Origin of the sequence: Pantoea dispersa (genome assembly GCF_019890955.1) — a bacterium.
Taxonomy (GTDB): Bacteria; Pseudomonadota; Gammaproteobacteria; order Enterobacterales; family Enterobacteriaceae; genus Pantoea; species Pantoea dispersa.
The window spans coordinates 3,974,172-3,999,641 of record NZ_CP082346.1 but is presented as its reverse complement, the minus strand read 5'-3'; the positions used below and the strand labels follow the sequence as shown (position 1 = coordinate 3,999,641).

Below are 25,470 nucleotides of genomic sequence, written 5' to 3'. Positions count from 1 at the left end.
GCCCATCAGGCTGGCCAGCGCGGACGCTGGCCGGGTCATACACTTACTGGTACAGCGCTTTACCGGAACTGTCTTTGATGTTGGCTTTCCAGGCAGCACGAATCTGATTCGCTACGCTCTCTGGCAGCGCTGCGTAATCCAGCGCCGTAGCCGTTTTGCTGCCGCCTTTGTACGCCCAGTCAAAGAACTTCAGCACTTCACTGCCCTTCTCCGCATTCGCCTGCTCTTTATAGATCAGGATGAAGGTGGTTGAGGTGATCGGCCATGCGTCGTTGCCTTTCTGGAAGGTCAGATCCTGGGCAAAGGTTTTGCTCCAGTCAGCGCCTTTGGCGGCGTTCGCAAAGCTGGCTTCGCTCGGTGCCACTGGCTTGCCGTCGGCATCAACCAGTTTGGTGTAAGTCAGGTTGTTCTGTTTGGCGTAGGCGTACTCTACGTAGCCAATCGAGCCCGGCAGACGCTGTACAAACGCGGCCACGCCGTCGTTACCTTTACCGCCCAGGCCGGTTGGCCAGTTAACGGTGTTGCCTTTACCGATTTTGCTGTTCCAGGTCTCGTTCACTTTAGACAGGTAGCTGGTGAAGACGAAAGAGGTGCCGGAACCATCCGCGCGGCGCACCACGTTGATGTTGGTGTCTGGCAGCTTCACGCCCGGGTTCAGTTTGGTGATCGCCGGATCGTTCCACTTTTTGATGGTACCGAGATAGATGTCGCCGACCGTTTTACCGTCGAGCGTCAGCTCACCGGATTTAACGCCGGGAATGTTCACCGCCAGCACCACGCCACCGATCACCGTCGGGAACTGGAACAGGCCATTTTTCTGCAGATCTTCCTCTTTCATCGGCGCATCGGACGCACCGAAATCCACGGTTTTGGCGATAATTTGCTTCACGCCACCCGAGGAACCAATACCCTGATAGTTGATTTTGCTACCGGTGGCTTGCTGATACTCTGCTGCCCACTTGGCATAAACCGGTGCCGGGAACGTCCCGCCTGCGCCTGTCAGGTCGGTGGCTGCAAAAGCAGAAACCGCGCTTACTGCGAAGGTGGCGGCGAGAATTCGGGCTACGGTGCTACGCATCAGTGTCATGTTCCCTCCAGGGGATTAAAAATCAGGCTTGACGCCGTTTTAGTAAGAGTCAGTGATTGCTGCTGGAGGCAAAATAGGACAGTTTGATGACAGTGAAATGTACGAATTGTGACAGTAATATGACAATCGCCGAGGCGGCGATTGTCATCACTATAAAGGAAGCAGGTTACTGAATGGTGGCCTGCAGCAGGTAAACCTTGTCAAAGGTGCCAGCTTCGGGCGTACCGATAGTTTGCAGTTTTGAAGCGAATACCAGCGGGCGGCCCGGTTTTGAGAAGCTCAGATTTAATCCGTCAGGTTTTAGTCCGTCCAGCGTTATTTGGCTGACAATGTTCAGACCCAGATCCAACTCATTGGGTGCCATAATGGTCATCATAGCGTCCTGGGTGCAGCTGACGTTGATGTTGACGCGTGCTTCGTTGCCGTTAACAGAGTCAACGACCATTGAACCATGGCTTAAATAATAGGGGCCGCCGAGATCACAGCTGCCGGGATTAGGGTCAGGATCGGGGCCAGGATCGACACTTCCACATTCATTACCGAATTCCGGGCGTGTGTAGTTAGCTACCTCACCTACCGCCACACAAACTTTAGCTATGGGATTATCAGAATACGTTAGGAGATTTACGACTCTAAGCCCCCATTCACTAATTGCCAGTGCAGCTATTTCATTTACCGTGCCCTCCTTTACGTTAGGGATAGGAATACTATATGCTATAACAGGTGTTGTATATCTATACATCACCGCTATATGCACATAAAAATCAGTAAGATATTCGTTTTTAATATACGTGTTATCACTACCACTCACGCCAGTAGCTGTAATATTAAATAAACAAGCCCCAGATCCTGAAACATTATTATTTTTATCCGGGTATTTGTCATAAGGACAATCCTCCAGAGGAGTAACAATGGAGTTTATCTTTACAACCGCTTCTGTTTTTACCGAAAACAAATAAAAAACAAAAAATAAAAAATAAAATTTCATACTCATCATGAACTCACCCTAAAATTAATGATAAGAGATGGCAAAGGTGCCGGATAGCGTAAATAGCCCCCTGACGATATTTTTATCTTTGATGGCATCAGGCTCACCAGCGATATAGCTGAAAAAATCCAGCTGAGTCATCCCCGCCTGTACGGCAAAGCTGGCCGGCTGGTTAAACGGCAGGGCTTTACCCTGCGGCGTTTCCAGCCCGATGGCGATGCCACGCGCCTGGCTGCCGGCATCCGGCGTCAGCAGCCCCGGCAGTGCCGCGCTCTCTCTACCGCTGAAGGTGATCTCCAGCGTATTGCCGAGTGCGGGGTCGCAGTTCTCGAGGTGCAGGCTGAATGGCTTGCCGCGCGTGCGCTGATTGAGATACAGGTATTTATCCGGCGTTGCGCCGAGATCGATCTGTAGCTCTTCATCACCCGGCCGGAGGGTGCAGGCTTCCTGCACCAGCGCGCCGGTGAAATGCAGGTTATCCGCCGCCTGCGCCGCTGCGTGCCCGAATGCCAGCCACAGCAGTGCGGCTCTGATTAAAGGCTTCATTACTGATACTCCGCCAGCAGGGTAGCGCTGGCCTCAAATGCCCCTTCCTGCAGGGTGCCATTGGGATCTTTCACAGGCACCGCCCACAGTGCTGGCGGGCGCAGCGGATCAAGGGGAATGCGCGTGTTGAGCGGCAGCGGCTTATCGTCAGCGGTCAGCCGCAGGCCCAAATCGGCCACGTTAGTTTGCAAAGCCGCGTTGTCGAAGGCAGTGGCCACGCCGTTCACCGCCAGCTGCAGCTGCATGGGCGGCGCCTCAGGATCGAGCGGCGGACACTCCAGCTGGTACTCCACCTGTTTGCGGTAGTTGACGCCGTCGATTTTGTTGACGCCGAGCTTATCGCCAAAATCAATTTCCAGCGTATTGCCGCCGCTGATGGTGCACTGCGGCGGCGGCACCAACACACCGTAAAAGCTCACCTCCTCTGCGCGCGCAGAGCAGGCGAGCAGCGCCAGCAACATTAGAAGCGTCAGCGGTTGCATATCAGATGAATTCCACTTTTAGCGTGGCGTTGCCGTTGAACGCGCCGGCCGTCAGCGTGCTGCCGGTTTTTTTCACCGGCACCGCCTGCAGTACCGGCAGCGTCGGATAGGTAAAGCTGAGCCAGGTATTGAGGCTCAGCTGGGTGCCGGAGCCGCTGCCCTGCAGCAGTTTGATCCCCAGGTTAGTATTATTGGTGGTCAGCACTTTGGTATCCCATGACGGCGCGGTGCCGCTGAACTGCATGCGCATGGTATTTTTCGGGTTATTTTTACAGTCCAGGGTAAAAGTCACCGGCTTGATATAATTGACGCCGTCAACTTCGGTAGTGACCACCTGGCTACCAAAATCCACATCGATCGGTTTGGCTCCATTCACCTCACACGAAGGGGGTTCAACCAGCGTACCGTGAAACTGAGCCTGAATATCGAACGCGTGAACCGGTAATACAAACGCATTAAACAAGATCGCCAGCAAAATCAATTTATTCATTAGTTATCCTTTAACTGTGGTTATTGTAATTCAATTACCAGCAACGCCGTTGCAGTAAAATCCCCACTGGTTAACGTCGCACTACTTCGCTTATAGGGCGCAGCCGTAATTTTCGGTACATCAGGATAGGTGAAACTGTACCAGCTATTATTCACCGCAAGGTTGTAATCATCAGGATCATAAAAAGCAATCCCGAGATTCGCTTTTGTGGTTGCCAGCAGGCTGGGATGAAAGCTCGAGATCGTCCCGGTAACCTGAATCCTCATACTATTACTGGGTATCTCATTACAATTCATAGTAAACGGGACCGGCTGCAGATAATTAAACCCATTTATTTCATCGATATTTACCCGGCCAAATTCAACGGTAATCGGCTGATTATTATTAATGACGCAGCCCGACCCGGCCTGAACGGTTCCACTGATTCTTATTTCGGTGGAAGCCGTCTCGGCGTGGCTGAATAAAGGCCCAGTCGCGTTCAGTGCGGCCAGCATCAGGGTCAGGCCCGTTAATTTACGCTTCATAATTTCGCCTGCTGCGCTCTGCGGTGATGAACGGCATCGTTTTCTCGTCCGCGTGATTACTGCTGGCGCTTTTCCGGCACCACACGGCAGTCGCTGGCGCAGCGGAAGGTCAGCGCCGGACGGCCACCGTAGTCGTTGATGTAGGTTAACACCGGCGCGTTGCCCAGCGCGCTGGCGCTGCCGCCCAACTTAATGCTGCCCTTCGGCGGCACCATCAGCGGCGCAAAGCCCGCCACCGTTTTGCCTTCCTTGTGCGTCGTGGCATCAACCAGGGTAATGTAATACGGCGTCGGGTTGTGTGCCATGTAGCTATCGCCCTGACGGGTCAACGTCAGCTGCTCCTGCCATGGATTCTCCATCGCTTTGCGATCCGGCACGATTGCCGCCGGCCGGTAGAACAGCTTGACACGGGTTTGCAGCGCAATCTGCAGCACGTTAGGCTTCTCGCTGCGCGGCGGGATTTCGCGCAGGTTAAAGTAGTAAACGCTTTCACGATCCTGCGGCAGCTGCGCCGCCGCCGGCAGCGCCTGCACCTTCATCTGGCTCTTTTCACCCGGCTCGATGCGCTGCACCGGCGGCAGCAGCACCAGCGGGCCATTCAGCTTATTGCCCTGCTCATCTTCAATCCAGCCCTGCGCCAGATAGGGTAATTTCTCGTTCTGGTTACGAATGGTCAGGCTGACCGCCTTTTCATTACCGTTATAGATCACCCGGGTACGATCCAGCGCCACCGCGGCCAGCGCCTGCTGTGCGGTCGCCAGCGTGAGCAGCGTCGCCAGAACTGTTTTTACTGAGGTATGCATGGTTAACTTTGCCCCTTTAAAGAATTAAATTTTTTCGTCTTCCCGCAGGCACGGTAAAAGTAATCCGCTGTACAGGTCATCAGGCAGCGTGGCAGGCAGCGTGACGGAACACTGCACCTGGCCATTCCAGCTCACGTCCATCCGTTCCGCCGGATGGACACCGCTCAAATAGATGTTGCCCTGATCGTAAATGATGCCGGTTTCCTGCTTTTTACTGTTCATCACGCTGGCACCGAACGGCGGCACCGAGCCGTCTGCCAGGCGAATGATCGCCATCGCTTTAGCACCGGCAATTACGTTAAAGCGACGGTAGCCTATGGCGCCTTCAGTCAGGGTGGTTTGCACCACCGAACGGGTGGCTTCGGCGTTGTCATCCAGTTTGCCAAAGTCAATGCGGGCGCTGCTGCGGTAATAGCTGTTGACATCGCTGATCACCGCTTTACCAAAGCGGTTGGTGTATACCGGTGCACCAAAGCCGCGCACCGGCACGTCAGGCACGCCGCTGGTATCCACTAACAGTCGGGTTCCGCCCAGCATCATGTTGCGGTGCAGCGCGCCGCCTTCAGGGGTCAGCACCGCGCCGCCCTGGGCAGACACACTCAGGCTGCTGTACTGCCCTTCCTGATAGTTGATGCTGGCGGTGGTATCAGCGATATCGCCGTGATGCGACACGTAACCGCCCATGCTGTTACCGCGCCGGCTGTGGCCTGCGCGCAGCTGATAACTGCTGTTTTCGTTGACGCGATCGTAATAACTGACGTCGTGACTGGTGTCATCGCGCTTCACATCAGCGCTGTAGCTGATATTGCTGCTGTTGCCGAACGGGAACGACAGCGAAATATAAGCGCCATCATCGGTGACTTTATTAAATTTGTTGCGATAGGCCGCCAGCGAAACGCTGACGTTTTTCAGGCGGCCAATGTCAAAGTAGCGCGACATCGACAGGCTGAAGTTATCGCTCGCCGGACGGTTCCAGTAGCTCTGATGGGTGTAACTGAGGTAAGCGGTAACACCCAAATCACGAAACGATTTGTTCAGCGTCACGGTGTACATCTCTTTGTTGCGCCCGTTACGGCGCGCATCACGCTGCGCATTGAGATAATCGCCCATGGTCATAAAGTTGCGCTGTGAGAAGCGGTAGCCGGCAAACGTCACCTGGCTGTCATACTCTTCAAACCGCTTGGAGTAGCTCAGGCGGTAGGAGCGACCGCTCTGGGTACCAGTGTGCGGCAGCTTTGCCTGCGACTGGGTGGCGTCAAACGACAGCGCGCCGAGGAACAGCAGGTCACGCCCCAGCCCCACGGAAACCGCGCCGTAGCGCGCACTGGCGATACCGCCGCCGTACAGCGACCAGCCGTTATTGATCCCCCACGAATACTCACCGGCAGCAAAGGTTGGGCCGTTAATGTGATGGCGGAAATCCGACGGTCTGCCGGTGGCTAATTTGTAGCGCACGCGTCCCGGGCGGGTTAAGTACGGCACCGACGCCGTATTGACGGTAAATTTCTGTACCGTGCCGTCCTGCTCCTCAACGCGCACATCCAGCGTACCGTTGACCGCATCGTTAATGTCCTGGATACGGAACGGCCCGGTGGCGACGTGCGTTTCATAAATGACACGTCCCTGCTGGCTGATCACCACTTTGGCATTGGTTTTGGCAATCCCGGTTACCTCGGGCGCATAGCCACGCAGGTTCGGTGGCAGCATATTATCGTTGGAGTTCAGGCTGACGCCGGTAAAACGGAAACTGTCAAACACGTCTGAATAGAGGTAATTTTCGCCCAGCGACAGCTGCGCACGCAGGTGCGGCAGCGCGCGATAGGCATAAAAGCGGCTCCAGTCCCAGCGGGTGTCTGACATGCCGGTAGAGTTCTGGACGTGCGACGCCTGCCAGTCGGCGCGCACGCGCCACGGCCCAACGTTAGCACCACTGGTGCCGTTACCGCTCAGGTTGTAATATTTGCTGCCGCTGGCCTGCTGACGGCTGGCCTGGGCATACAGGTTGTAATCAAACAAAACGCCGGGCACGCCCTCATCCCAGCGCGCAGGCGGATCCCAGTCTGGCGAGCTGTACTCCAGATAAGCCTGTGGCAGGTTGATGCGCAGCGCTGAGTTACCCAGATCGCCGCGCGCTTCTGCGCCTTCCAGGCTGCTGAGGGTCAGGCACTGGCCGTTATGCCACCAGCTGAGTTTCTTTTGCGCATCCGGGCGCAGCCCCCACTGTTCCACCAGCGCAGGGGTAATACAGGCTTCACTGCCGGCGGGATCATTCTCGGGAGCTAAAAAGGTGATGTCCTGTTCTGGCAGTTCACTCTGGTTGAGATACACCACCATCGGGTAAGTCCCCGGCAGAATATAACCTTTCTGCGAAAACTGCTGAATATTAATATTCTCGCGTTCCTTAATATCCAGCATGTCAGTGTTAAATTGCAGTTCGGCGCTCAGAGCACAATCCGGCCAGAATAAGGCAACGCTGATTAACGCGCTGAGAATGTGCGCACCAGATAAGCGGAAGCGCGGGCTATTATTCGCAATCTGATGCATTAATGATAATCCATTTTCATGCGTACTGAGCTGTAATAATCACCCGCTTCAACCAGCGTTTGATGATTATGCTGAAAGTGTACGATATAGTTCAGCGCCATACCGGAATCATCCACGGTGTGGCTGCTTAAATAGTGCTGAAGCTGATGGGATTGCGCATCATCAATGCTGAAAGCAAGGCCGCGGCTTTTGCCGCTGACATTAAACAAACCGTCACGCTTTTCACCATCAAAAGAAATGTCAAAGTTGCGCTTATTATAATTAATTAATGTATCGCTCAGAATACAGTTGGTCAGGCGCAGCGAAAATGCCTGGGTCGCATTGCGCTGATCGCGCATCACATCGGTAATTGATGTCTGTTCAAAATCAACCGTCTGATCCTGATTACCTGCATCAATGGTACAGGCGGAAACAATGATCGCGCCGCGCATTTTTACCCGACCATTATCATTATCACTTTCAGTGGCAAATACCGGAAGAGACAACAACGCTGAACTGAGGGCAAAAGTGATAAACGCTTTCATAATTTCCGCCTGATTATATCGGGCGTGTGAATAACCACACGCCACACCCCAGCTAAGGGTGCTGAATTACTGGTAGGCCAGAGAGAAGTCAGCGATAGACTGGAATTCACCTGGATTGATGGTGGCAGAAGCACCGCCGCCCTGCAGGAAGGCTGCGAAGCTCAGGGTGTTGTTACCATCCTGTAAAGTCTGTGCATCCGTTGCCTGGCCCAGTGCGATTTTCTTACCAGAACCGTCGGTGATGGCGATGCTGGCGCCGGTAGCAGTACCGGTCATGCCCAGCAGGTCTTTGTCATACTGTGAGCTGGCACCGGTGAAAGTAGTGGTAACGGTTTTCAGCGTCGCGGTATCGCAGTTTTCCAGTTTGATCTGGAAAGGACGCGGGTTAGAGCTACCGGTTTTGTTCGCGGTTTCCAGCTGAGCTTTAGATACCTGACCCAGTTCTACAGTCTGATCAACGGTTTCAGGGGTGATTGAGCAAGGCGCATCAATAATAGAACCGGTGAAGGTTACGGTACCTGCACCATTACCTGCAGCCTGAGCGCCTGCTACTACACCAAATGCCATTACAGAAGCCAGCATGATTTTGTTCAGTTTCATTTTTATACATTCCCGTTTAAGTAAAGTGAGTCATCAAGTTTTATTTAAATCGCAACAGCAATGCCGTTTGCTTCGGCGCCCATTTTCGATAAACGAGAAAGTTAAGCAATACACATCCCAGATCAAAAACAACTATTCACAAACTCAGAGAGCAAAAACAATTATTGACAAAATTAACAACTTAACTGCCTGTTTTTATAGTGTTTTTACAATTTGTGATTCACAACCCCACAGGACTGGAATGATGCAGATCAGTTATGAGGGCATTAATCGCGCTTGGTTTTTTCGGAATTAAGCGGGGATATGTAAATAATAATCAAATTAATATTATCGCATTGTTAATTGCAACAAAAAACAAACACAACTCACCATAACATAAAACACGACAGGTCTGTTTTACAGGTAATAACTTTAGTTACCTAAGGTGCAATTCTGGCAAAAAGACCAAACCGGTGCTGACTACGTTTTTTTATAGATGTGTACCCGGGCAAATGGATTCCCCGGCGCTTCAGCATTTATCACAGCTATTAACTTGTGTTAATTGCCGGGCAAAAACACTATGGAGCGGTAATTTCACCAAAAGGAATCCAGATGAAAAATTACCGCGTTGCTATCGTTGATTTCAGTGGTTATATGGCACCGGCCTTATATACCTTTACCAATAGCCACTTAAAGCACTGCAAAGTGAATATCTGGCATCATCCGGTTGAATTGATCGAGCTGATTGACTACTGCCGCAAATCGCGCAATCGACCGCATGCCGTCATCTTTTATTTTTCTGATGAAGCGAAAAACTTCGCAAAAGAGAAGAACTTCATTTTAAGCTTCTCAACGGCATGCCCGAGCATCCGGGGCGTCGTCTTTACCTCGATTGATAGTTTTGTTGCGCGTAAGATGAGTGAACGCACCTTTTATTCCGTCATCTCCAAGCGCGAGCCGCTGACCACCGTCAATGAGATGTTGCAGAGCAGTATTCAGGGACAAACCGCACTCAGTCCGCGCCTGGAGCAGCAATTAAATGCCGATCCGCATCAGGATGCGCTGGCCCGCAAGATATCCAGCCTTTCCCGCCGGGAGCATACGGTGATTCGCGAACTGTTAACCGGTATTTCACTGAGCAAGATCGCCTATAAACATGCTATCAATGTCAAAACGGCAGCCAGCTATAAATACTCAGCTTTCAGAAAGCTGGGAATTGAGGGCAATTCAACGCTGGCCAAAATGAAATTAGAATGGTTTTGAGAGGAACTGCACACAGCTCTTCCCGCTGTGTGCAGTAAAAACTGGCTGGTTACTGATGCTGCAATATGATGATGTTCTGGCAAAGCGCCCTGACGCGATGAATATCGCTATCACAAAGAAAATAGCTAAATGCGTTAGCTTCTATCGCATCTTCAACGTAGACCTTCTTCATCTCTTTTTTGTTTTCCAGCAGGTGATTAAACGCTTCGTTCTGGTGTATTAACGACTTAGCCTGCGCGATTTTTGTACTGTCTCTGATGATCTTTTCGCTGACGTACAACTCTACATCATTGATTAAAAAGCCTTCCCGGATGAACACCTGCTCTTCGGCAACCCAGCGGTGAAAAGGCTGACTGTCCCACAATAGCCCTAGCGTTCCCAGCAATAAAACCGTGACCAGACACAGCTTTAATTTATTACGCTGAGCGGACTGGCGATACTGCTCGCAGTTACTGTCGGGTATTGCCACCGTCACTTTCTGCGCATCCCCGACGCTGACGCGCTGCAGGGTTTCCTCGTGGCGCTGTTTATCCAGTAGCTCCACGCTGACACCATAGCTGAACTGGTAGCCCACCCGCGGCACCGTTACAATCAGGTTTTTATCCTGATGGAGCTGAGTAAAGCTTTTACGTAACAGGGCAATAACCTGATTCAGGCTGTTGTCCGACACAAAAAATCCGCGCTGGTGCCATGCTCCTTCAAGAAGCGTGCTTTTTTTAACCGGCTCTCCCTGGCTAACAAGCAGTAACTCAAGACAGCTGACGGCAGATGTCGGCAGCGTGATGTCATTTTCTGGCTGAGATATCGATTTCAGTATACCCGCTGCACTATCAAAAATGACGTCATCATTAATAAGATAGATATTCACAACAGCTCCTTTTTAAGCACGAGGCTTTATAAGAGACCCTCGCCTCCGCGTGGATATAAAGCTGGGCCATCCTATACGCGATAAGTTGCGTGAAGGAAATAAAAACAGTTGTGAATATTCCTTATTTTTTATCAAGAAAAAATTAAACCTTTACAATCATAAGGTTATTGGAAGGGTGTTTTTATGAAAAATTATCTGTACTGCGAAGGGGAATTAAAACATGAGAACAATAAACCGGTGATAAGCGGCCTGAAAAAGGAGTTTTAGCACAGGCGGTTAAATAATTATGCAACCGTCAGGTAATAAATCGTAAAGTCACTTCCTTTTATTGCCAGCCATAGTGCATGAAACATATTGCAAAAAAATGAACGCGGAAGATTTTTTTCTAAAAAAAAGCCTGCCGCTCATGCTGGCAGGCTGTGGTTTGTATTGACTGACGATGCGGCGCTTATTCCACCGTGACCGATTTCGCCAGGTTACGCGGCTGGTCGACGTCGGTGCCTTTGATCAGCGCCACGTGGTAGGAGAGCAACTGCAGCGGCACGGTATAGAAGATTGGGGCAATCACCTCTTCGACGTGCGGCAGCGGGATGATTTTCATGCCTTCGCTGTCGTTGAAACCGGCATCCTGGTCGGCAAACACGTACAGCAGACCGCCGCGCGCGCGCACCTCTTCAATGTTGGATTTCAGCTTCTCCAGCAGCTCGTTGTTTGGTGCCACCACAATCACCGGCATATCGGCATCAATCAGCGCCAGCGGACCGTGCTTAAGCTCGCCCGCCGCATAGGCTTCGGCGTGGATGTAGGAGATCTCTTTCAGCTTCAGCGCCCCTTCCATGGCAATCGGATACTGATCGCCACGGCCGAGGAACAGCGCGTGATGCTTGTCAGAGAAGCCTTCGGCGAGATTCTCGATCACTTTATCCTGCGCCAGCATCTGTTCAATGCGGCTCGGCAACGCCTGTAGTGCATGAACAATCTCATGCTCGGTGTCAGCACGCATGCCGTGCAGACGGCCCAGCTTCGCCACCAGCATCAGCAGTACCGTCAGCTGGGTGGTGAACGCTTTGGTCGAGGCCACGCCGATTTCGGTACCGGCTTTGGTCATCAGCGCCAGATCTGACTCACGCACCAGCGACGAACCCGCCACGTTGCAGATGGCCAGCGAACCGAGATAGCCCAGCTCTTTGGACAGGCGCAGCGCTGCCAGCGTATCGGCGGTTTCACCGGATTGCGACAGGGTGATCAGCAGGCTGTTTTTACGCACCGCCGATTTGCGATAGCGGAATTCGGAGGCGATTTCCACGTCACACGGGATGTTGGCCAGCGACTCAAACCAGTAACGCGACACCATGCCGGAGTTGTAGGAGGTGCCACAGGCGATGATCTGGATATGTTCCACCTGGCTCAGCAGCGTTTCCGCGTTAGCGCCCAGCTCGCTGAGATCAACAATGCCGTCATGGAAGCGGCCGGCCAGCGTGTTTTTGATGGCGTTCGGCTGTTCGTAGATCTCTTTCTGCATGTAATGGCGGTAGACGCCTTTATCGCCGGCATCGTACTGCGCATTAGATTCGATCTCTGCGCGCTGTGCCTGGTTACCGTGGCGATCGATAATCGCCACTTCGCGGCGGGTAATTTCGGCAATATCCCCCTCTTCGAGGTAGATAAAGCGGCGGGTCACCGGCAGCAGCGCCAGCTGATCGGAAGCGATAAAGTTTTCGCCCACGCCGCGGCCAATCACCAGCGGGCTGCCGGAACGCGCGGCCACCAGCACCGACGGATCGCGGCTGTCCATGATCACCATGCCATACGCCCCGCGCAGCTGCGGGATCACCCGCAGTACCACTTCGCGCAGCGTACCGCCCTGTTTCTGCTCCCAGTGCACCAGGTGTGCCACCACTTCGGTGTCGGTTTCGGAGGCAAAGCGGTAACCGCGTGCGATCATCTGCTCACGCAGCGGTTCGTGGTTCTCAATGATGCCGTTGTGCACAATAATAATGTGCTCTGAGACGTGCGGATGCGCATTCGCTTCCGACGGCTCACCGTGCGTCGCCCAGCGGGTGTGCGCGATGCCGGTTCCGCCAATCAGCGGCTGCTGCTCCGCCGCTTCTGCCAGATTGGCCACTTTACCCAGACGACGCAACCGCGTCATGTGGCCCTGGCGATCGACAACCGCCAGACCGGCAGAGTCATAACCGCGATACTCAAGACGACGCAGCCCTTCCAGCAGAATTTCTGCGATATCACGCTGCGCTACTGCACCAACAATTCCACACATAGTAATTTCCTGACGTCATGGCTTTCGGCCATTGCGTTGTCATCTGACCTGATTGTTCCCCGAGCCTTGTAGAGAGTGGGGGAGATCCCTTCCTATTCCAGGTTGCAGGTGCGTTAGTTGCCTGAAAACCGGAATATGTCGGGTTTTTAATACCGGGCCGATCTTTGCCGGCCCTGACATTTATTTTTTCTTAACCGGACGCTGCCAGCCAGACTTCTGATTTTGCTCTTTGCGGTTATAGACCAGATCGGCAGCGGTAACGTCTTTCATCACCGTCGTACCGGCGGCGATGGTGGCGCCCGCCGCCACGCTGACCGGAGCCACCAGCTGGGTGTCCGAGCCGACAAACACGTTGTCGCCGATAATGGTTTTAAACTTATTGGCACCGTCGTAGTTGCAGGTAATGGTGCCAGCACCGATATTTACGCCCGCGCCAATCTCCGCATCCCCGAGATAGGACAAATGGCCGGCCTTCGAGCCTTTGCCCAGCGTCGCTTTTTTCATCTCGACGAAGTTGCCGACGTGCGCCTGTTCGGCCAGTTCGCTGCCCGGACGCAGGCGCGCAAACGGCCCGACGGTGCAGGCGGCGGCCAGCGTGGCATCTTCAATCACCGAATAAGGACTGATTTCGCAGTCATCGGCAATCACGCTGTTTTTAATGATGCAGCCAGCGCCAATTTTTACCCGATGGCCCAGCGTGACGTTACCTTCAATGATCACGTTGGTATCAATATCGACATCACGACCGTGCTGCAGCGTACCGCGCAGATCGAAGCGCGCCGGATCGCGCAGCATGACGCCAGCCAGCAGCAGCTTTTCTGCCTGCTCGCGTTGATAAGTGCGCTCCAGAGTGGAAAGCTGCAGACGATTGTTCACGCCGTCGGTTTCGCTGATGCGCGCCGGGTGTACTGCGTTGATCACGCGGCCTTCCTGATGCGCCATAGCGATGATATCGGTGATGTAAAATTCGCCCTGCGCATTGTGGTTGTTGAGCTGCGCCAGCCAGCGCTTCAGATCGGCACCGTTGGCAATCAGGATGCCGGTGTTGATCTCCTGAATCTTCAGCTGTTCGGCTGACGCATCTTTTTGCTCCACGATGCCGGTGATGGTGCCGTTTTCACGCACGATGCGTCCGTAGCCGGTGGGGTTATCCAGCACCACGGTGAGCAGCCCGATGCCGCCAGCAGGTTTGGCGTCGCGCAGACGCTGCAGGGTTTCCTGGGCGATCAGCGGGACATCGCCGTACAGCATCAGGATATCTTCGTCATCGGCGAAGAACGGTGCCGCCTGCTGCATGGCATGGCCGGTGCCGAGCTGTTCCGCCTGCAATACCCAGTTCAGCGGGTTATGCGCCAGTTTCTCCTGCAGCAATTCACCGCCGTGGCCGTAGACCAGATGCACCTGCTGTGCGCCGAGGCCGGTAGCGGCATCAATAACGTGTTGCACCATCGGTTTACCTGCCAGGCTGTGCAGCACCTTGGGCAGATCGGAATACATGCGGGTGCCTTTGCCAGCGGCGAGGATCACCACGCTCATTGCGCTTGTCGACATAACTATCCTGACTCAATTTAGCTTTCGAAAGTGTAAGGTTTACCCCTGAGATTACTACATTTTTCTCCGTGCGAAATTAGCGGAAGAGGATCAGCGGCGGTGAGTGGCCAGCACGGGTCGCCGGGGAGAGCATGAGGTAAGGGCGTTGTGCCATTTTCGGTCGCCATCAATGGCGCCCCTGCGGGTAAGTGTGCGGTTTTGGACAGGTGCGTATTTATGCGCACCGACATTTGGTCGCCATGAATGGCGCCCCTACGGGGTGATTGTGCGGTTTTGGACAGCATGCGCATTTATGCGTACCGACATTTGGTCGCCATGAATGGCGCCCCTACGGGGTAATTGTGCGGTTTTGGACAGTGTGCGTATTTATGCGCACCGGCAGATTCGTCGCCATAAATAGCGTTCATACAGGGCACCAGCACAGCTATTCGTAGGGTGCGCATTTATGCGCACCGGCAGTAGGCAAAAAAAATGCCAGCCCGGGGGCTGGCATTTCGTGACGCATAAAGCCTGATTACATCGCTTTTTTGGTCAGCTCGATGACGCGCAGTTTCGCGATAGCTTTCGCCAGCTCCGCAGAGGCCTGAGCATAGTCCACGTCGCCGTGGCTGCTGTTCATGTGCTCTTCTGCTTTACGTTTCGCTTCCAGCGCGCGCGCTTCGTCGAGGTCTTCACCGCGAATTGCAGTGTCGGCCAGAACGGTCGTGCTGCCCGGCTGTACTTCCAGCACGCCGCCAGAGAGGTAGATATACTCCTCTTCGCCGTGCTGTTTAACGATGCGAATCATACCAGGCTTGATGGCAGTCAGCAGCGGGGCGTGACCCGGGTAAATACCCAGCTCACCTTCGCTACCTGACACCTGGATACGCTGCACCAGACCGGAGAACATTTGCTGCTCCGCGCTGACCACGTCCAGATGATAAGTCATAGCCATACCACTCCTCCTGGGAAACCGTTATTACAGTTTCTTCGCTTTTTCGACAGCTTCTTCGATCGCGCCGACCATGTAGAACGCCTGCTCTGGCAGGTGGTCGAATTCGCCTTCCATGATGCCTTTGAAGCCACGGATGGTGTCTTTCAGCGTCACGTATTTACCCGGAGAACCGGTGAAGACTTCGGCTACGAAGAACGGCTGAGACAGGAAGCGCTGAATCTTACGCGCACGTGCCACCAGCAGTTTGTCTTCTTCAGACAGCTCGTCCATACCGAGGATGGCGATGATGTCTTTCAGCTCCTGGTAACGCTGCAGCAGCGACTGAACGCCACGCGCGACGTCGTAGTGCTCCTGACCGACGATCAGCGGATCCAGCTGACGGCTGGTAGAGTCCAGCGGGTCAACGGCCGGGTAGATACCCAGTGACGCGATCTGACGGCTCAGCGTAACGGTTGAGTCTAAGTGAGCAAAGGTGGTTGCTGGTGACGGGTCAGTCAGGTCATCCGCAGGAACGTAAACGGCCTGTACGGAGGTGATTGAACCGGTCTTGGTGGAGGTAATACGCTCCTGCAGCACACCCATCTCTTCAGCCAGCGTTGGCTGATAACCTACCGCCGATGGCATACGACCCAGCAGTGCAGAAACCTCTGTACCGGCCAGGGTGTAACGGTAGATGTTGTCGATGAACAGCAGAACGTCACGGCCTTCATCACGGAATTTTTCCGCCATGGTCAGACCGGTCAGTGCTACGCGCAGACGGTTACCCGGCGGCTCGTTCATCTGGCCATACACCAGCGCTACTTTATCGATAACGTTGGAGTCCGTCATTTCGTGGTAGAAGTCGTTACCCTCACGAGTACGCTCACCCACGCCGGCAAAGACCGAATAACCTGAGTGCTCAGCCGCGATGTTACGGATCAGCTCCATCATGTTTACGGTTTTACCTACACCCGCACCACCGAACAGACCGACTTTACCGCCCTTCGCGAACGGACACATCAGGTCGATAACCTTGATGCCGGTTTCCAGCAGTTCCTGCGAGTTTGACTGATCTTCATAAGAAGGCGCTGCGCGGTGAATAGAGGAAACCTCTACAGCGCTGCCGTCTTCTTCTTTCAGGTCGCCTTTCATGTCGATTGGCTCACCCAGCACGTTCATGATACGGCCGAGTGTTGCTTTACCAACCGGAACCTGGATAGGTTTTTTCAGGTCGGTGACTTCCAGACCGCGCTTCAGGCCGTCAGAAGAACCCATGGCGATGGTACGCACCACGCCACCGCCCAGCTGCTGCTGAACTTCCAGCACCAGACGAGCATCACCATTTTTTACCTCGAGAGCGCTGTATACCTGCGGTACCGCGTCCTGAGGGAATTCGACGTCAACTACGGCGCCGATAATCTGGACAATCTTTCCAGCTGCCATCTTGAATCCTCTACCTAATACGAGAATATCCGGCCGCGCTCGCGCGACGGGATATATGCCTGGTTAAACCGCGGAGGCTCCCGAGACGATCTCGGTAAGTTCCTGAGTGATGCTGGCCTGACGAGCTTTGTTGTACACCAACTGCAGCTCTTTGATCAGGTTTCCGCCGTTATCGGTTGCCGCTTTCATGGCCACCATACGTGCAGCCTGCTCACTGGCCAGGTTTTCCACCACACCCTGATAAACCTGCGATTCGACATAACGACGCAGCAGGGTATCCAGCAGCGCTTTCGGATCGGGTTCGTACAGGTAATCCCAGGTCTTCGCCTTCATCTCTTCTTCACCTTCCGCTGGCGGTAACGGCAGCAGTTGGGTAATGGTCGGAGTCTGAGACATGGTGTTATTAAACTTATTGCTGACGATATACAGCTTGTCGATGCGGCCTTCATCATAAGCCTGCAACATCACTTTTACCGGGCCGATCAGGTCGGACAGCGCAGGCTTATCGCCCATGCCGGTAACCTGAGCCACGACGTTGCCACCTACAGAGCCGAAGAAAGAAACGCCTTTGGAACCGATAATCGCCAGATCGCTCTGCACGCCTTTATCAGACCAGCCTTTCATTTCTGCCAGCAATTTTTTGAACAGGTTAACGTTCAAACCACCACAAAGCCCGCGGTCAGTCGAAACGACCAGGTAGCCGACGCGCTTAACGTCGCGCTCATCCAGGTAAGGGTGCTTGTATTCCAGATTACCCAGAGCAAGGTGACCAATCACTTTGCGCATGGTATCTGCATACGGACGGCTGGCCGCCATGCGTTCCTGCGTTTTACGCATTTTGGAGGCGGCGACCATTTCCATCGCTTTGGTGATCTTCTGCGTGTTTTTCACGCTTCCGATCTTGGTACGTATTTCTTTTGCGCCGGCCATTAGCTTCTCCTCAAAGCCTTGCGGCCTGCCTTTTCAGACAAGCCGCCAGACATTACCAGGACTGGGTTGCTTTAAACGTTTCGAGGAGGCCTTTCAGCTTCTCTTCGATTTCGTTGTTGTAGTTACCCGCCTGGTTGATTTCAGCCATCAGCTCCGCGTGTTCGCGATCGGCGAACGCCAGCAGAGCGGCTTCGAAGCTGCCGATTTTCGCCAGTTCAACGTCGTTCAGGAAGCCGCGCTCGGCAGCGAACAGTACCAGACCCTGTTGTGCAACAGACATCGGTGCATACTGTTTCTGCTTCAGCAGCTCGGTCACTTTCTGACCGTGGCTCAGCTGTTTGCGCGTTGCATCGTCCAGATCGGAAGCGAACTGAGAGAACGCTGCCAGTTCACGATACTGTGCCAGCGCGGTACGGATACCACCGGACAGTTTCTTGATGATCTTGGTCTGTGCAGCACCACCAACACGGGATACCGAAATACCCGGGTTAACGGCTGGACGGATACCGGAGTTGAACAGGTTCGATTCCAGGAAGATCTGACCATCGGTAATCGAGATTACGTTGGTCGGAACAAACGCAGAAACGTCACCCGCCTGGGTTTCGATGATCGGCAGCGCGGTCAGAGAACCGGTCTGGCCTTTCACTTCACCGTTGGTGAAACGCTCAACGTAGTCAGCGCTTACGCGTGATGCACGCTCCAGCAGACGAGAGTGGAGGTAGAACACGTCGCCCGGGAATGCTTCACGACCCGGCGGACGGCGCAGCAGCAGAGAAATCTGACGGTAAGCAACAGCCTGCTTAGACAGGTCATCATAAACGATCAGCGCATCTTCACCGCGGTCACGGAAGTATTCACCCATCGCGCAACCGGCATACGGAGCCAGGTACTGCAGCGCAGCGGATTCAGAAGCGGAAGCGACAACCACGATGGTGTTAGACAGCGCACCGTGCTCTTCCAGCTTACGTACCACGTTAGAGATGGTAGAGGCTTTCTGACCGATCGCGACGTAGACACACTTGATGCCAGAATCGCGCTGGTTGATGATGGCGTCGATGGCCATCGCAGTTTTACCGGTCTGACGGTCACCGATGATCAGCTCACGCTGGCCACGGCCGATTGGAATCATCGCATCAACAGATTTGTAACCGGTCTGAACAGGCTGGTCGACTGACTGACGGTCGATAACGCCTGGTGCAATCACTTCAACTGGTGAGAAGCCATCGTTGTCGATAGCGCCTTTACCGTCGATCGGTGCACCCAGGGTGTTAACCACGCGGCCCAGCAGGCCACGGCCAACCGGCACTTCCAGGATACGGCCAGTACACTTCACCTTCATGCCTTCGGCGAGGTCAGCGTACGGACCCATCACTACTGCACCTACAGAGTCACGCTCGAGGTTCAGTGCGATAGCGTAACGGTTGCCCGGCAGAGCAATCATCTCACCCTGCATCACATCGGCCAGGCCGTGTACGCGGATGATACCGTCACTTACAGAAACAATAGTACCTTCGTTGTGAGCTTCGCTCACGACATTGAACTGAGCAATGCGCTGCTTGATCAGTTCGCTGATTTCGGTGGAATTCAGTTGCATATGCTCCAGTCCCCTTAAGACTGCAAGACGTCTGCCAGACGGTCAAGACGGCCGCGCACGCTGCCATCAATCACCAGGTCACCCGCACGGATAACCACACCTGCCATTACAGACTTATCAATTTTGCAATTCAGCTTAACTTTGCGTGACAGACGTTTTTCCATCGCGGCGCTGATTTTACTCAGCTGGCTGTCACTCAGCGCACTGGCGGAGATCACATCAACTTCGGCTGTCGCTTCATAAGCGTCACGCAGTTGAATGAACTGTTCCAGTACCGCTGGAAGCGCTGTCAAACGTCCGTTCTCCGCCATAACCTTAATCAGGTTCTGAGCGTGTTCATCAAGTTGATCACCACAGACTGCGTTGAAAGAAGCAGACAAGGCTTCCGGTGCCAATGCACCGGAAAGGAGTTCTGCCATCTGTTCGTTGCGAGCCACTTCTGCGGCAAACGCCAGCATGGTCTGCCAGCGGTCGATACTTTGATGCTCAACAGCAAAGTCAAAAGCTGCTTTGGCGTAGGGGCGAGCTACAGTAATCAGATCAGACATCAGCCCCTCCCTCCTTACAGTTCAGCGACCAGTTTATCAACGATGTCGCTGTTAGCAGCTTCATCCACGGAACGTTCGATGATCTTCTCGGCGCCAGCTAAGGCCAGCAGCGCGACTTGCTTACGCAGCTCTTCACGTGCACGTGAGCGCTCGGCTTCGATTTCTGCCTGCGCCTGAGACACGATGCGGTTACGTTCAGTCTCAGCTTCAGTTTTGGCTTCGTCCAGAATCTGGGCACGGCGTTTGTTCGCCTGCTCGATAATGACCTGAGCTTCTTCTTTGGCTTTTTTCAGCTGGTCGGTCGCATTGGCCTGCGCGAGATCCAAATCTTTCTTCGCGCGTTCAGCAGAAGCAAGGCCTTCAGCAATTTCTTTCTGGCGCTTTTCGATGGCAGCCATAATCGGCGGCCATACGTACTTCATGCAGAACGCGACAAACAGGATGAACGCGATGGCCTGGCCGAGGATTGTTGCATTAATGTTCACAGCACAATGCCTCTTATTAAGTTAACTTGCTCTGCCGCTATCAGCGATAAACGGCAGAATCCGTTCCTCATCACACTGCGTGCCATGAGTGAACCACGGCTACAGGCTTTAGGCGACAGCAAACATCACGTAGAGACCCAGACCAACAGCGATCATTGGGATTGCATCCACCAGACCCATTACAACAAAGAACTGCGTACGCAGCAGAGGAATCAGATCCGGCTGACGCGCTGCGCCTTCCAGGAATTTACCTCCGAGGATGCCGATACCGATCGCAGCACCGATTGCCGCCAGACCCATCATCACAGCGGCAGCCATGTACAGCAGATCCATATTCAGGTTTTCCATGACAGTCTCCAGTTTGTTTCAGTTAAAAGCTAAGTTGTTGAGATAAAAATCAATGCTCTTCAGATGCCATCGACAGATAGACAATCGTGAGGACCATGAAAATGAAAGCCTGCAGCGAAATAATCAGGATGTGGAAAATGGCCCATGGCACATTCAGCACCCACTGCGACCACCACGGCAGCAGACCGGCAATCAGGATAAAGATCAGCTCACCCGCATACATGTTGCCGAACAGTCGCAGACCGAGCGAAACCGGTTTGGACAGCAGGCTAACACCTTCAAGAATCAGGTTGATGGGGATGAAGATCGGGTGATTAAAAGGCTGCAGCGTCAGCTCTTTGGCGAAGCCACCTACACCTTTCATTTTGATGCTGTAGAACAGAATCAAAATAAATACGCCCAGCGCCATAGACAGCGTGATGTTCACGTCTGCAGACGGCACGACGCGCAGCGCCGGCAGGCCCAGATAGTGCTCGCCGATAAACGGCAGCAAATCGATAGGCAGCAGATCCATGAAGTTCATCAGGAAGACCCAGACGAAAATCGTCAGAGCCAGCGGGGCGATAACTTTACTCTTACCGTGGTACATGTCGCGGACGTTGCTATCAACAAAGCCAACGACCAGCTCGATAGCCGCCTGCATTTTCCCTGGCACACCGCTGGTGGCGCTTTTCGCCACTTTACGGAACAGCACCAGGAACACCAGTCCCAGTACAACAGAGAAAAACATGGAGTCCAGGTTTAACGTCCAGAACGTTGCTGGCGCGTCGTGTGCATTCACCAGCTCGAAAGTACGCAGGTCCATCTGAAGATGTGTCAGATGATGACCTATGTATTCCTGCGGCGTTGAGATCTCTCCTGCGGCCATGATGCCTCTTACCCTTTGTTGTTAATTACAGCCGGCGCGACGATTTGTACCACCAGCACCGATAACCAGGTGATTGCGAGTGGCCAGAAGACCGCTCCAAATCCACCTAACGCCACAACGAGAAAAACAACGGTGGCAAACACCTTGAGCACTTCACCAAAGGCGAAGCTCCAGGCGACACGCCCTTTTGCCGGAGTTTGATCCTGCAGGCGCCAGGCTAAAAACATAAACAGTACGTTTGGCAGCCAGGCTGCCGCACCACCCGCGATGGCAGAGGCGCCCCAGGTGACATCTTTCAGGGCAAACAGCGCACCGATTACGACAAAGGTCACCAGCTGGATCACCAGCACGGTTCGGGCTAATTTCACACTGTAAAGAGACACTGACATGACGCTTAACTCTCCTGCCCCGAACGGGGTATGTCGCGTGTCGTATAAGACTGCCTTTACTCTTTTGAGTCAAGCAGCAAAAGCCGTGCAAATTATACGGGCCGCACCTGCGATTTCAATCGGTAAGTAGCGAAAAGGTGAACAATTATTTAAATTTCTTTCTGGAGGGCTATTTTTCAAAACATCCGCTTCGGCCTGCCTGACGAAACAGGCTTGAAATTGCCCGGCAGACTTGCTTTTAAAGCGTGCTTCAGATCACATTATAAGCACCCCCGGCAGCGATAATTTGCTTTTTAACCCCTGCCGCGCAATTAATGAAACCCGTAATTTACTTTTCTATCAGTAAGATAGAATTATTGCTCCAGGATTAGCGCCAGATTTTCGATAAAAACACTCTATTGACATCACCCACAGCAATAAAAACGTAAAACTGATATTACGTCCGCCGATTTATTGCAGAGTTATATTTTCCGCCGTGACTATTCGTCACAGTAAATACAGCGGTTAAAGTGATGTAACTGATAATGAAATGTGAATTATTCGTTAAATGTAACAGAGGTTTTCGGATAATTTCCGCGGCGGATGTTAACCCGCTTCCCCTGCCCTGTTGAATAAAAGCGTTTATCGTGACGCGTTCAACCGCTGTTTTTTTAGCCGGCTGCTGCGCTAAGCCAAACGGCATGAATCACGATAAATCCACACCGTTTGCGCGACTATTGCCGCCTGATCACCACCAGATGACGCTCACCTTCCAGTTCCGGCACCCGCAGAGGCGCAATTTTTTCGATGGCGAAGCCAGCAGGCAGCGCGGCAATTTCGTCATCCGGCCTGACGCCTTTCAGCGCATAGAAGTGGCCTGTCGCGCCCGGCAGATGGTGACACCAGTTCAGCATGTCCTCCAGCGACGCAAAGGCGCGGCTGATCACCCCGTCAAACGGTGGCTCAGCAGGAAACTCTTCCACCCGGCTCTGCACCGGCGTGACGTTAGTGAGTCCTAACTCATGTTGCACCTGACGCAGGAAACGCACGCGTTTCCCGAGGCTATCCAGCAGCGTAAAGTGCGCCTGCGGGCGGACAATCGCCAGCGGGATCCCCGGCAGACCCGGTCCGGTACCGACATCAATAAAGCGCTCACCCTGCAGGTGGGGTTCTACCACGATGCTGTCGAGAATGTGGCGCACCAGCATCTGCTGCGGATCGCGCACCGAGGTCAGGTTGTAGGCTTTATTCCACTTGTGCAGCAGTTCGACATAACCCACCAGCTGCTGTTTTTGCTGATCGGAGAGGGAAATGTTTGCCGCTTGCAGCAGCCGGGAGAGTTTATTAATCACGACGAGAATTCCATTAACAGGGGCGAGCGTGCCCGCCCCGGGGGTCGATCAGGCGCTTTTACGCAGCAGGCCCTGTTTTTTCAGGTAAATCAGCAGAATTGAAATCGCCGCCGGCGTGATGCCGGAAATACGCGATGCCTGGCCAATGGAGGTCGGTTTGTGGTCGTTGAGTTTGGCGATCACTTCATTCGACAGCCCATTCACCTGGCGATAGTCGAGGTCGGCCGGGAGTAAGGTGTTTTCATTGCGCTGCTGGCGATCGATCTCCTCCTGCTGACGCGCGATGTAACCTTCATACTTCACCTGAATCTCTACCTGCTCTGCGGCCTGCTCATCCGCCAGCGCCGGACCGTAGCTCGGCAGCGACATCAGCAGTTCGTAGGTCATCTCCGGACGACGCAGCAGATCTTCCGCGCTGGCCTCTTTGGTCAGCGGCGCGCTGATTACCGTGTTCACTTCGCTGACGTTTTCAGACTTCGGATGCACCCACAGGTCACGCAGACGCTGACGCTCCTGCTCAATCGCTTCCAGCTTCTGGTTATAGCGAGCCCAGCGCGCGTCGTCGACCAGGCCGAGTTCACGTCCGGTTTCGGTCAGGCGCAAATCGGCGTTGTCTTCACGCAGCATCAGACGATACTCGGCGCGCGAGGTAAACATGCGATACGGCTCTTTGGTGCCCAGCGTACACAGATCGTCGACCAGCACGCCAAGATAGGCCTGATCGCGACGCGGCGCCCAGCCCTCTTTGTCCGCAGACTGACGCGCAGCGTTAAGGCCGGCCAGCAGCCCCTGCGCTGCCGCTTCTTCATAACCGGTGGTGCCGTTGATCTGGCCGGCAAAGAACAGGCCATGGATAAATTTACTCTCCAGCGTCGGCTTGAGATCGCGCGGATCGAAGAAGTCATACTCGATGGCGTAGCCCGGACGCACGATCTTCGCGTTCTCCAGACCTTTCATCGAGCGCACGATCTGCATCTGCACATCAAACGGCAGGCTGGTGGAGATACCGTTCGGGTAGATTTCGTTGCTGGTGAGCCCTTCCGGCTCAAGGAAAATCTGATGCGCGTTACGATCGGCAAAGCGCATCACTTTGTCTTCAATCGACGGGCAGTAGCGTGGCCCGATCCCCTCGATGATCCCGGCATACATCGGGCTGCGATCGAGGTTATTGCGGATCACTTCATGTGTCTGCTCATTGGTGTGGGTTATCCAGCATGGCACCTGCTGCGGATGCTGTCCGGCATGGCCCATAAACGAGAACACCGGCATCGGGTCATCCCCGTGCTGCGGCGTGAGCGCCGAAAAGTCGATGGTGCGGGCATCGATACGCGGTGGCGTACCGGTTTTCAGGCGGTTTACGCGCAGCGGCAGCGCACGCAGACGTTTAGCCAGCGGAATCGACGGAGGATCGCCTGCACGACCACCGCTGTAGTTATCGAGGCCGATGTGGATTTTGCCGTCCAGGAAAGTGCCCACCGTCAGAACGACGGTTTTCGCCCGGAACTTCAGGCCCATCTGGGTCACGGCGCCGACAACGCGATCGTTCTCCACAATCAGATCATCAACCGCCTGCTGGAAGATCATCAGGTTCGGCTGGTTTTCCAGCGCAGTGCGTACCGCCTGGCGATACAGTACCCGGTCTGCCTGTGCACGCGTGGCACGCACCGCCGGGCCTTTGCTGGCGTTTAGTATCCTAAACTGAATACCGGCCTGATCGATCGCGCTGGCCATCAAACCGCCTAAGGCATCCACTTCCTTAACCAGGTGTCCTTTCCCGATGCCACCGATCGCCGGGTTACAGGACATTTGTCCCAGCGTATCAATATTATGGGTGAGTAACAGGGTTTGCTGACCCATTCGGGCAGCGGCCATCGCGGCTTCTGTGCCCGCATGACCACCACCGATTACGATGACGTCAAAAGGATCTGGATAAAACATGAAGTGGGTCCTCGTTAGTGTTCGGACAGGGATCGTTGCCCTGGGCGGTGGATTCTACTGAAATTCTGTTCAGGGCGAAAGTCGCGGGATCCTGCGGTTTAAAAGAAAGGATCTTAAGTCTTTTATATGATCTCTCTGTTAGATCTCTTATTAGGA

General features: G+C 53.9%; 25 protein-coding genes. 1 reads left to right on the top strand and 24 read right to left on the bottom strand.

What is annotated here, in order from left to right; translation table 11 throughout:
• Positions 1-43: 43 nt before the first annotated feature.
• The 10 genes from pstS to K7H94_RS18600 form a co-directional block, all read right to left on the bottom strand.
• Positions 44-1,087, bottom strand: a complete 1,044-nt coding sequence (gene pstS, locus K7H94_RS18645; protein WP_127833474.1) for a phosphate ABC transporter substrate-binding protein PstS — start codon at positions 1,085-1,087, stop codon at positions 44-46.
• Positions 1,088-1,253: 166 nt separating this feature from the next.
• Entirely contained in the window at positions 1,254-2,084 is an 831-nt protein-coding gene (locus K7H94_RS18640) for a hypothetical protein (RefSeq protein ID WP_222951460.1), read from the bottom strand.
• 15 nt (positions 2,085-2,099) lie between these two features.
• Positions 2,100-2,621 (bottom strand): fimbrial protein, encoded by a 522-nt coding sequence (locus K7H94_RS18635; RefSeq protein ID WP_222951459.1) that lies wholly within the window; start codon positions 2,619-2,621, stop codon positions 2,100-2,102.
• On the bottom strand, positions 2,621-3,103 hold the full coding sequence (locus K7H94_RS18630) for a fimbrial protein (protein WP_141496839.1): 483 nt from the start codon (positions 3,101-3,103) through the stop codon (positions 2,621-2,623). The genes K7H94_RS18635 and K7H94_RS18630 overlap by 1 nt, the downstream gene beginning before the upstream one ends.
• 1 nt (position 3,104) lies before the next feature.
• Entirely contained in the window at positions 3,105-3,593 is a 489-nt protein-coding gene (locus K7H94_RS18625; RefSeq protein ID WP_072209954.1) for a fimbrial protein, read from the bottom strand.
• Positions 3,594-3,613: 20 nt separating this feature from the next.
• Positions 3,614-4,117, bottom strand: coding sequence for a fimbrial protein (locus K7H94_RS18620; protein ID WP_222951458.1), 504 nt, complete (start codon positions 4,115-4,117; stop codon positions 3,614-3,616).
• Positions 4,118-4,173: 56 nt separating this feature from the next.
• Positions 4,174-4,920, bottom strand: a complete 747-nt coding sequence (locus tag K7H94_RS18615; RefSeq protein ID WP_222951457.1) for a fimbria/pilus periplasmic chaperone — start codon at positions 4,918-4,920, stop codon at positions 4,174-4,176.
• Positions 4,921-4,944: 24 nt separating this feature from the next.
• A complete protein-coding gene (locus K7H94_RS18610; protein WP_222951456.1) occupies positions 4,945-7,464 on the bottom strand; it encodes an outer membrane usher protein in 2,520 nt (839 codons plus the stop codon).
• The gene (locus K7H94_RS18605) at positions 7,464-7,988 is read right to left on the bottom strand and encodes a fimbrial protein (RefSeq protein ID WP_058758212.1); all 525 of its coding nucleotides are present in this window, start codon (positions 7,986-7,988) and stop codon (positions 7,464-7,466) included. The genes K7H94_RS18610 and K7H94_RS18605 overlap by 1 nt, the downstream gene beginning before the upstream one ends.
• A 66-nt stretch (positions 7,989-8,054) precedes the next feature.
• On the bottom strand, positions 8,055-8,588 hold the full coding sequence (locus K7H94_RS18600; protein ID WP_058758213.1) for a fimbrial protein: 534 nt from the start codon (positions 8,586-8,588) through the stop codon (positions 8,055-8,057).
• 591 nt (positions 8,589-9,179) lie between these two features.
• On the opposite strand from K7H94_RS18600, the gene K7H94_RS18595 reads away from it, so the two are divergent.
• Positions 9,180-9,830 (top strand): LuxR C-terminal-related transcriptional regulator, encoded by a 651-nt coding sequence (locus tag K7H94_RS18595; protein WP_058758214.1) that lies wholly within the window; start codon positions 9,180-9,182, stop codon positions 9,828-9,830.
• A gap of 49 nt (positions 9,831-9,879) precedes the next feature.
• On the opposite strand, the gene K7H94_RS18590 is transcribed toward K7H94_RS18595, so the two are convergent.
• The 14 genes from K7H94_RS18590 to mnmG form a co-directional block, all read right to left on the bottom strand.
• Positions 9,880-10,698: a winged helix-turn-helix domain-containing protein gene (locus tag K7H94_RS18590; protein WP_058758215.1), complete on the bottom strand. Its 819-nt coding sequence runs from the start codon at positions 10,696-10,698 to the stop codon at positions 9,880-9,882.
• 448 nt (positions 10,699-11,146) lie between these two features.
• Positions 11,147-12,976, bottom strand: a complete 1,830-nt coding sequence (gene glmS, locus K7H94_RS18585; protein ID WP_215800516.1) for a glutamine--fructose-6-phosphate transaminase (isomerizing) — start codon at positions 12,974-12,976, stop codon at positions 11,147-11,149.
• 180 nt (positions 12,977-13,156) lie between these two features.
• Positions 13,157-14,527 (bottom strand): bifunctional UDP-N-acetylglucosamine diphosphorylase/glucosamine-1-phosphate N-acetyltransferase GlmU, encoded by a 1,371-nt coding sequence (glmU, locus tag K7H94_RS18580; protein WP_031279605.1) that lies wholly within the window; start codon positions 14,525-14,527, stop codon positions 13,157-13,159.
• A 514-nt stretch (positions 14,528-15,041) separates the two neighbouring features.
• On the bottom strand, positions 15,042-15,461 hold the full coding sequence (locus tag K7H94_RS18575; protein WP_021508191.1) for a F0F1 ATP synthase subunit epsilon: 420 nt from the start codon (positions 15,459-15,461) through the stop codon (positions 15,042-15,044).
• A gap of 24 nt (positions 15,462-15,485) precedes the next feature.
• Entirely contained in the window at positions 15,486-16,883 is a 1,398-nt protein-coding gene (atpD, locus tag K7H94_RS18570) for a F0F1 ATP synthase subunit beta (RefSeq protein WP_021508190.1), read from the bottom strand.
• 63 nt (positions 16,884-16,946) lie between these two features.
• Positions 16,947-17,813, bottom strand: a complete 867-nt coding sequence (atpG, locus tag K7H94_RS18565; RefSeq protein ID WP_021508189.1) for a F0F1 ATP synthase subunit gamma — start codon at positions 17,811-17,813, stop codon at positions 16,947-16,949.
• Between the two features lie 52 nt (positions 17,814-17,865).
• Entirely contained in the window at positions 17,866-19,407 is a 1,542-nt protein-coding gene (atpA, locus tag K7H94_RS18560; protein WP_021508188.1) for a F0F1 ATP synthase subunit alpha, read from the bottom strand.
• A 14-nt stretch (positions 19,408-19,421) separates the two neighbouring features.
• On the bottom strand, positions 19,422-19,955 hold the full coding sequence (gene atpH / locus K7H94_RS18555) for a F0F1 ATP synthase subunit delta (RefSeq protein ID WP_021508187.1): 534 nt from the start codon (positions 19,953-19,955) through the stop codon (positions 19,422-19,424).
• 14 nt (positions 19,956-19,969) lie between these two features.
• Positions 19,970-20,440 (bottom strand): F0F1 ATP synthase subunit B, encoded by a 471-nt coding sequence (atpF, locus tag K7H94_RS18550; RefSeq protein ID WP_021313757.1) that lies wholly within the window; start codon positions 20,438-20,440, stop codon positions 19,970-19,972.
• 108 nt (positions 20,441-20,548) lie between these two features.
• Positions 20,549-20,788 (bottom strand): F0F1 ATP synthase subunit C, encoded by a 240-nt coding sequence (atpE, locus tag K7H94_RS18545; protein ID WP_003849523.1) that lies wholly within the window; start codon positions 20,786-20,788, stop codon positions 20,549-20,551.
• Between the two features lie 49 nt (positions 20,789-20,837).
• Positions 20,838-21,656 (bottom strand): F0F1 ATP synthase subunit A, encoded by an 819-nt coding sequence (atpB, locus tag K7H94_RS18540; RefSeq protein ID WP_031279833.1) that lies wholly within the window; start codon positions 21,654-21,656, stop codon positions 20,838-20,840.
• A gap of 8 nt (positions 21,657-21,664) precedes the next feature.
• Positions 21,665-22,045 carry a F0F1 ATP synthase subunit I gene (gene atpI / locus K7H94_RS18535; RefSeq protein WP_021508185.1) on the bottom strand — a complete coding sequence of 127 codons (381 nt, stop codon included), beginning with the start codon at positions 22,043-22,045 and terminating at the stop codon, positions 21,665-21,667.
• 713 nt (positions 22,046-22,758) lie between these two features.
• Complete coding sequence (rsmG, locus tag K7H94_RS18530) at positions 22,759-23,376, bottom strand: 16S rRNA (guanine(527)-N(7))-methyltransferase RsmG (RefSeq protein WP_021508184.1); 618 nt, start codon at positions 23,374-23,376, stop codon at positions 22,759-22,761.
• Positions 23,377-23,424: 48 nt separating this feature from the next.
• A complete protein-coding gene (gene mnmG / locus K7H94_RS18525) occupies positions 23,425-25,314 on the bottom strand; it encodes a tRNA uridine-5-carboxymethylaminomethyl(34) synthesis enzyme MnmG (protein WP_058758220.1) in 1,890 nt (629 codons plus the stop codon).
• Between the last annotated feature and the right edge of the window lie 156 nt (positions 25,315-25,470).

Bases quoted from the DNA above. Each gene is read 5' to 3' on its own strand.
- pstS (WP_127833474.1), bottom strand. From the start codon at position 1,087: ATGACACTGATGCGTAGCACCGTAGCCCGAATTCTCGCCGCCACCTTC.
- K7H94_RS18640 (WP_222951460.1), bottom strand. From the start codon at position 2,084: ATGATGAGTATGAAATTTTATTTTTTATTTTTTGTTTTTTATTTGTTT.
- K7H94_RS18635 (WP_222951459.1), bottom strand. From the start codon at position 2,621: ATGAAGCCTTTAATCAGAGCCGCACTGCTGTGGCTGGCATTCGGGCAC.
- K7H94_RS18630 (WP_141496839.1), bottom strand. From the start codon at position 3,103: ATGCAACCGCTGACGCTTCTAATGTTGCTGGCGCTGCTCGCCTGCTCT.
- K7H94_RS18625 (WP_072209954.1), bottom strand. From the start codon at position 3,593: ATGAATAAATTGATTTTGCTGGCGATCTTGTTTAATGCGTTTGTATTA.
- K7H94_RS18620 (WP_222951458.1), bottom strand. From the start codon at position 4,117: ATGAAGCGTAAATTAACGGGCCTGACCCTGATGCTGGCCGCACTGAAC.
- K7H94_RS18615 (WP_222951457.1), bottom strand. From the start codon at position 4,920: ATGCATACCTCAGTAAAAACAGTTCTGGCGACGCTGCTCACGCTGGCG.
- K7H94_RS18610 (WP_222951456.1), bottom strand. From the start codon at position 7,464: ATGCATCAGATTGCGAATAATAGCCCGCGCTTCCGCTTATCTGGTGCG.
- K7H94_RS18605 (WP_058758212.1), bottom strand. From the start codon at position 7,988: ATGAAAGCGTTTATCACTTTTGCCCTCAGTTCAGCGTTGTTGTCTCTT.
- K7H94_RS18600 (WP_058758213.1), bottom strand. From the start codon at position 8,588: ATGAAACTGAACAAAATCATGCTGGCTTCTGTAATGGCATTTGGTGTA.
- K7H94_RS18595 (WP_058758214.1), top strand. From the start codon at position 9,180: ATGAAAAATTACCGCGTTGCTATCGTTGATTTCAGTGGTTATATGGCA.
- glmS (WP_215800516.1), bottom strand. From the start codon at position 12,976: ATGTGTGGAATTGTTGGTGCAGTAGCGCAGCGTGATATCGCAGAAATT.
- glmU (WP_031279605.1), bottom strand. From the start codon at position 14,527: ATGTCGACAAGCGCAATGAGCGTGGTGATCCTCGCCGCTGGCAAAGGC.
- K7H94_RS18575 (WP_021508191.1), bottom strand. From the start codon at position 15,461: ATGGCTATGACTTATCATCTGGACGTGGTCAGCGCGGAGCAGCAAATG.
- atpD (WP_021508190.1), bottom strand. From the start codon at position 16,883: ATGGCAGCTGGAAAGATTGTCCAGATTATCGGCGCCGTAGTTGACGTC.
- atpG (WP_021508189.1), bottom strand. From the start codon at position 17,813: ATGGCCGGCGCAAAAGAAATACGTACCAAGATCGGAAGCGTGAAAAAC.
- atpA (WP_021508188.1), bottom strand. From the start codon at position 19,407: ATGCAACTGAATTCCACCGAAATCAGCGAACTGATCAAGCAGCGCATT.
- atpH (WP_021508187.1), bottom strand. From the start codon at position 19,955: ATGTCTGATCTGATTACTGTAGCTCGCCCCTACGCCAAAGCAGCTTTT.
- atpE (WP_003849523.1), bottom strand. From the start codon at position 20,788: ATGGAAAACCTGAATATGGATCTGCTGTACATGGCTGCCGCTGTGATG.
- atpB (WP_031279833.1), bottom strand. From the start codon at position 21,656: ATGGCCGCAGGAGAGATCTCAACGCCGCAGGAATACATAGGTCATCAT.
- atpI (WP_021508185.1), bottom strand. From the start codon at position 22,045: ATGTCAGTGTCTCTTTACAGTGTGAAATTAGCCCGAACCGTGCTGGTG.
- mnmG (WP_058758220.1), bottom strand. From the start codon at position 25,314: ATGTTTTATCCAGATCCTTTTGACGTCATCGTAATCGGTGGTGGTCAT.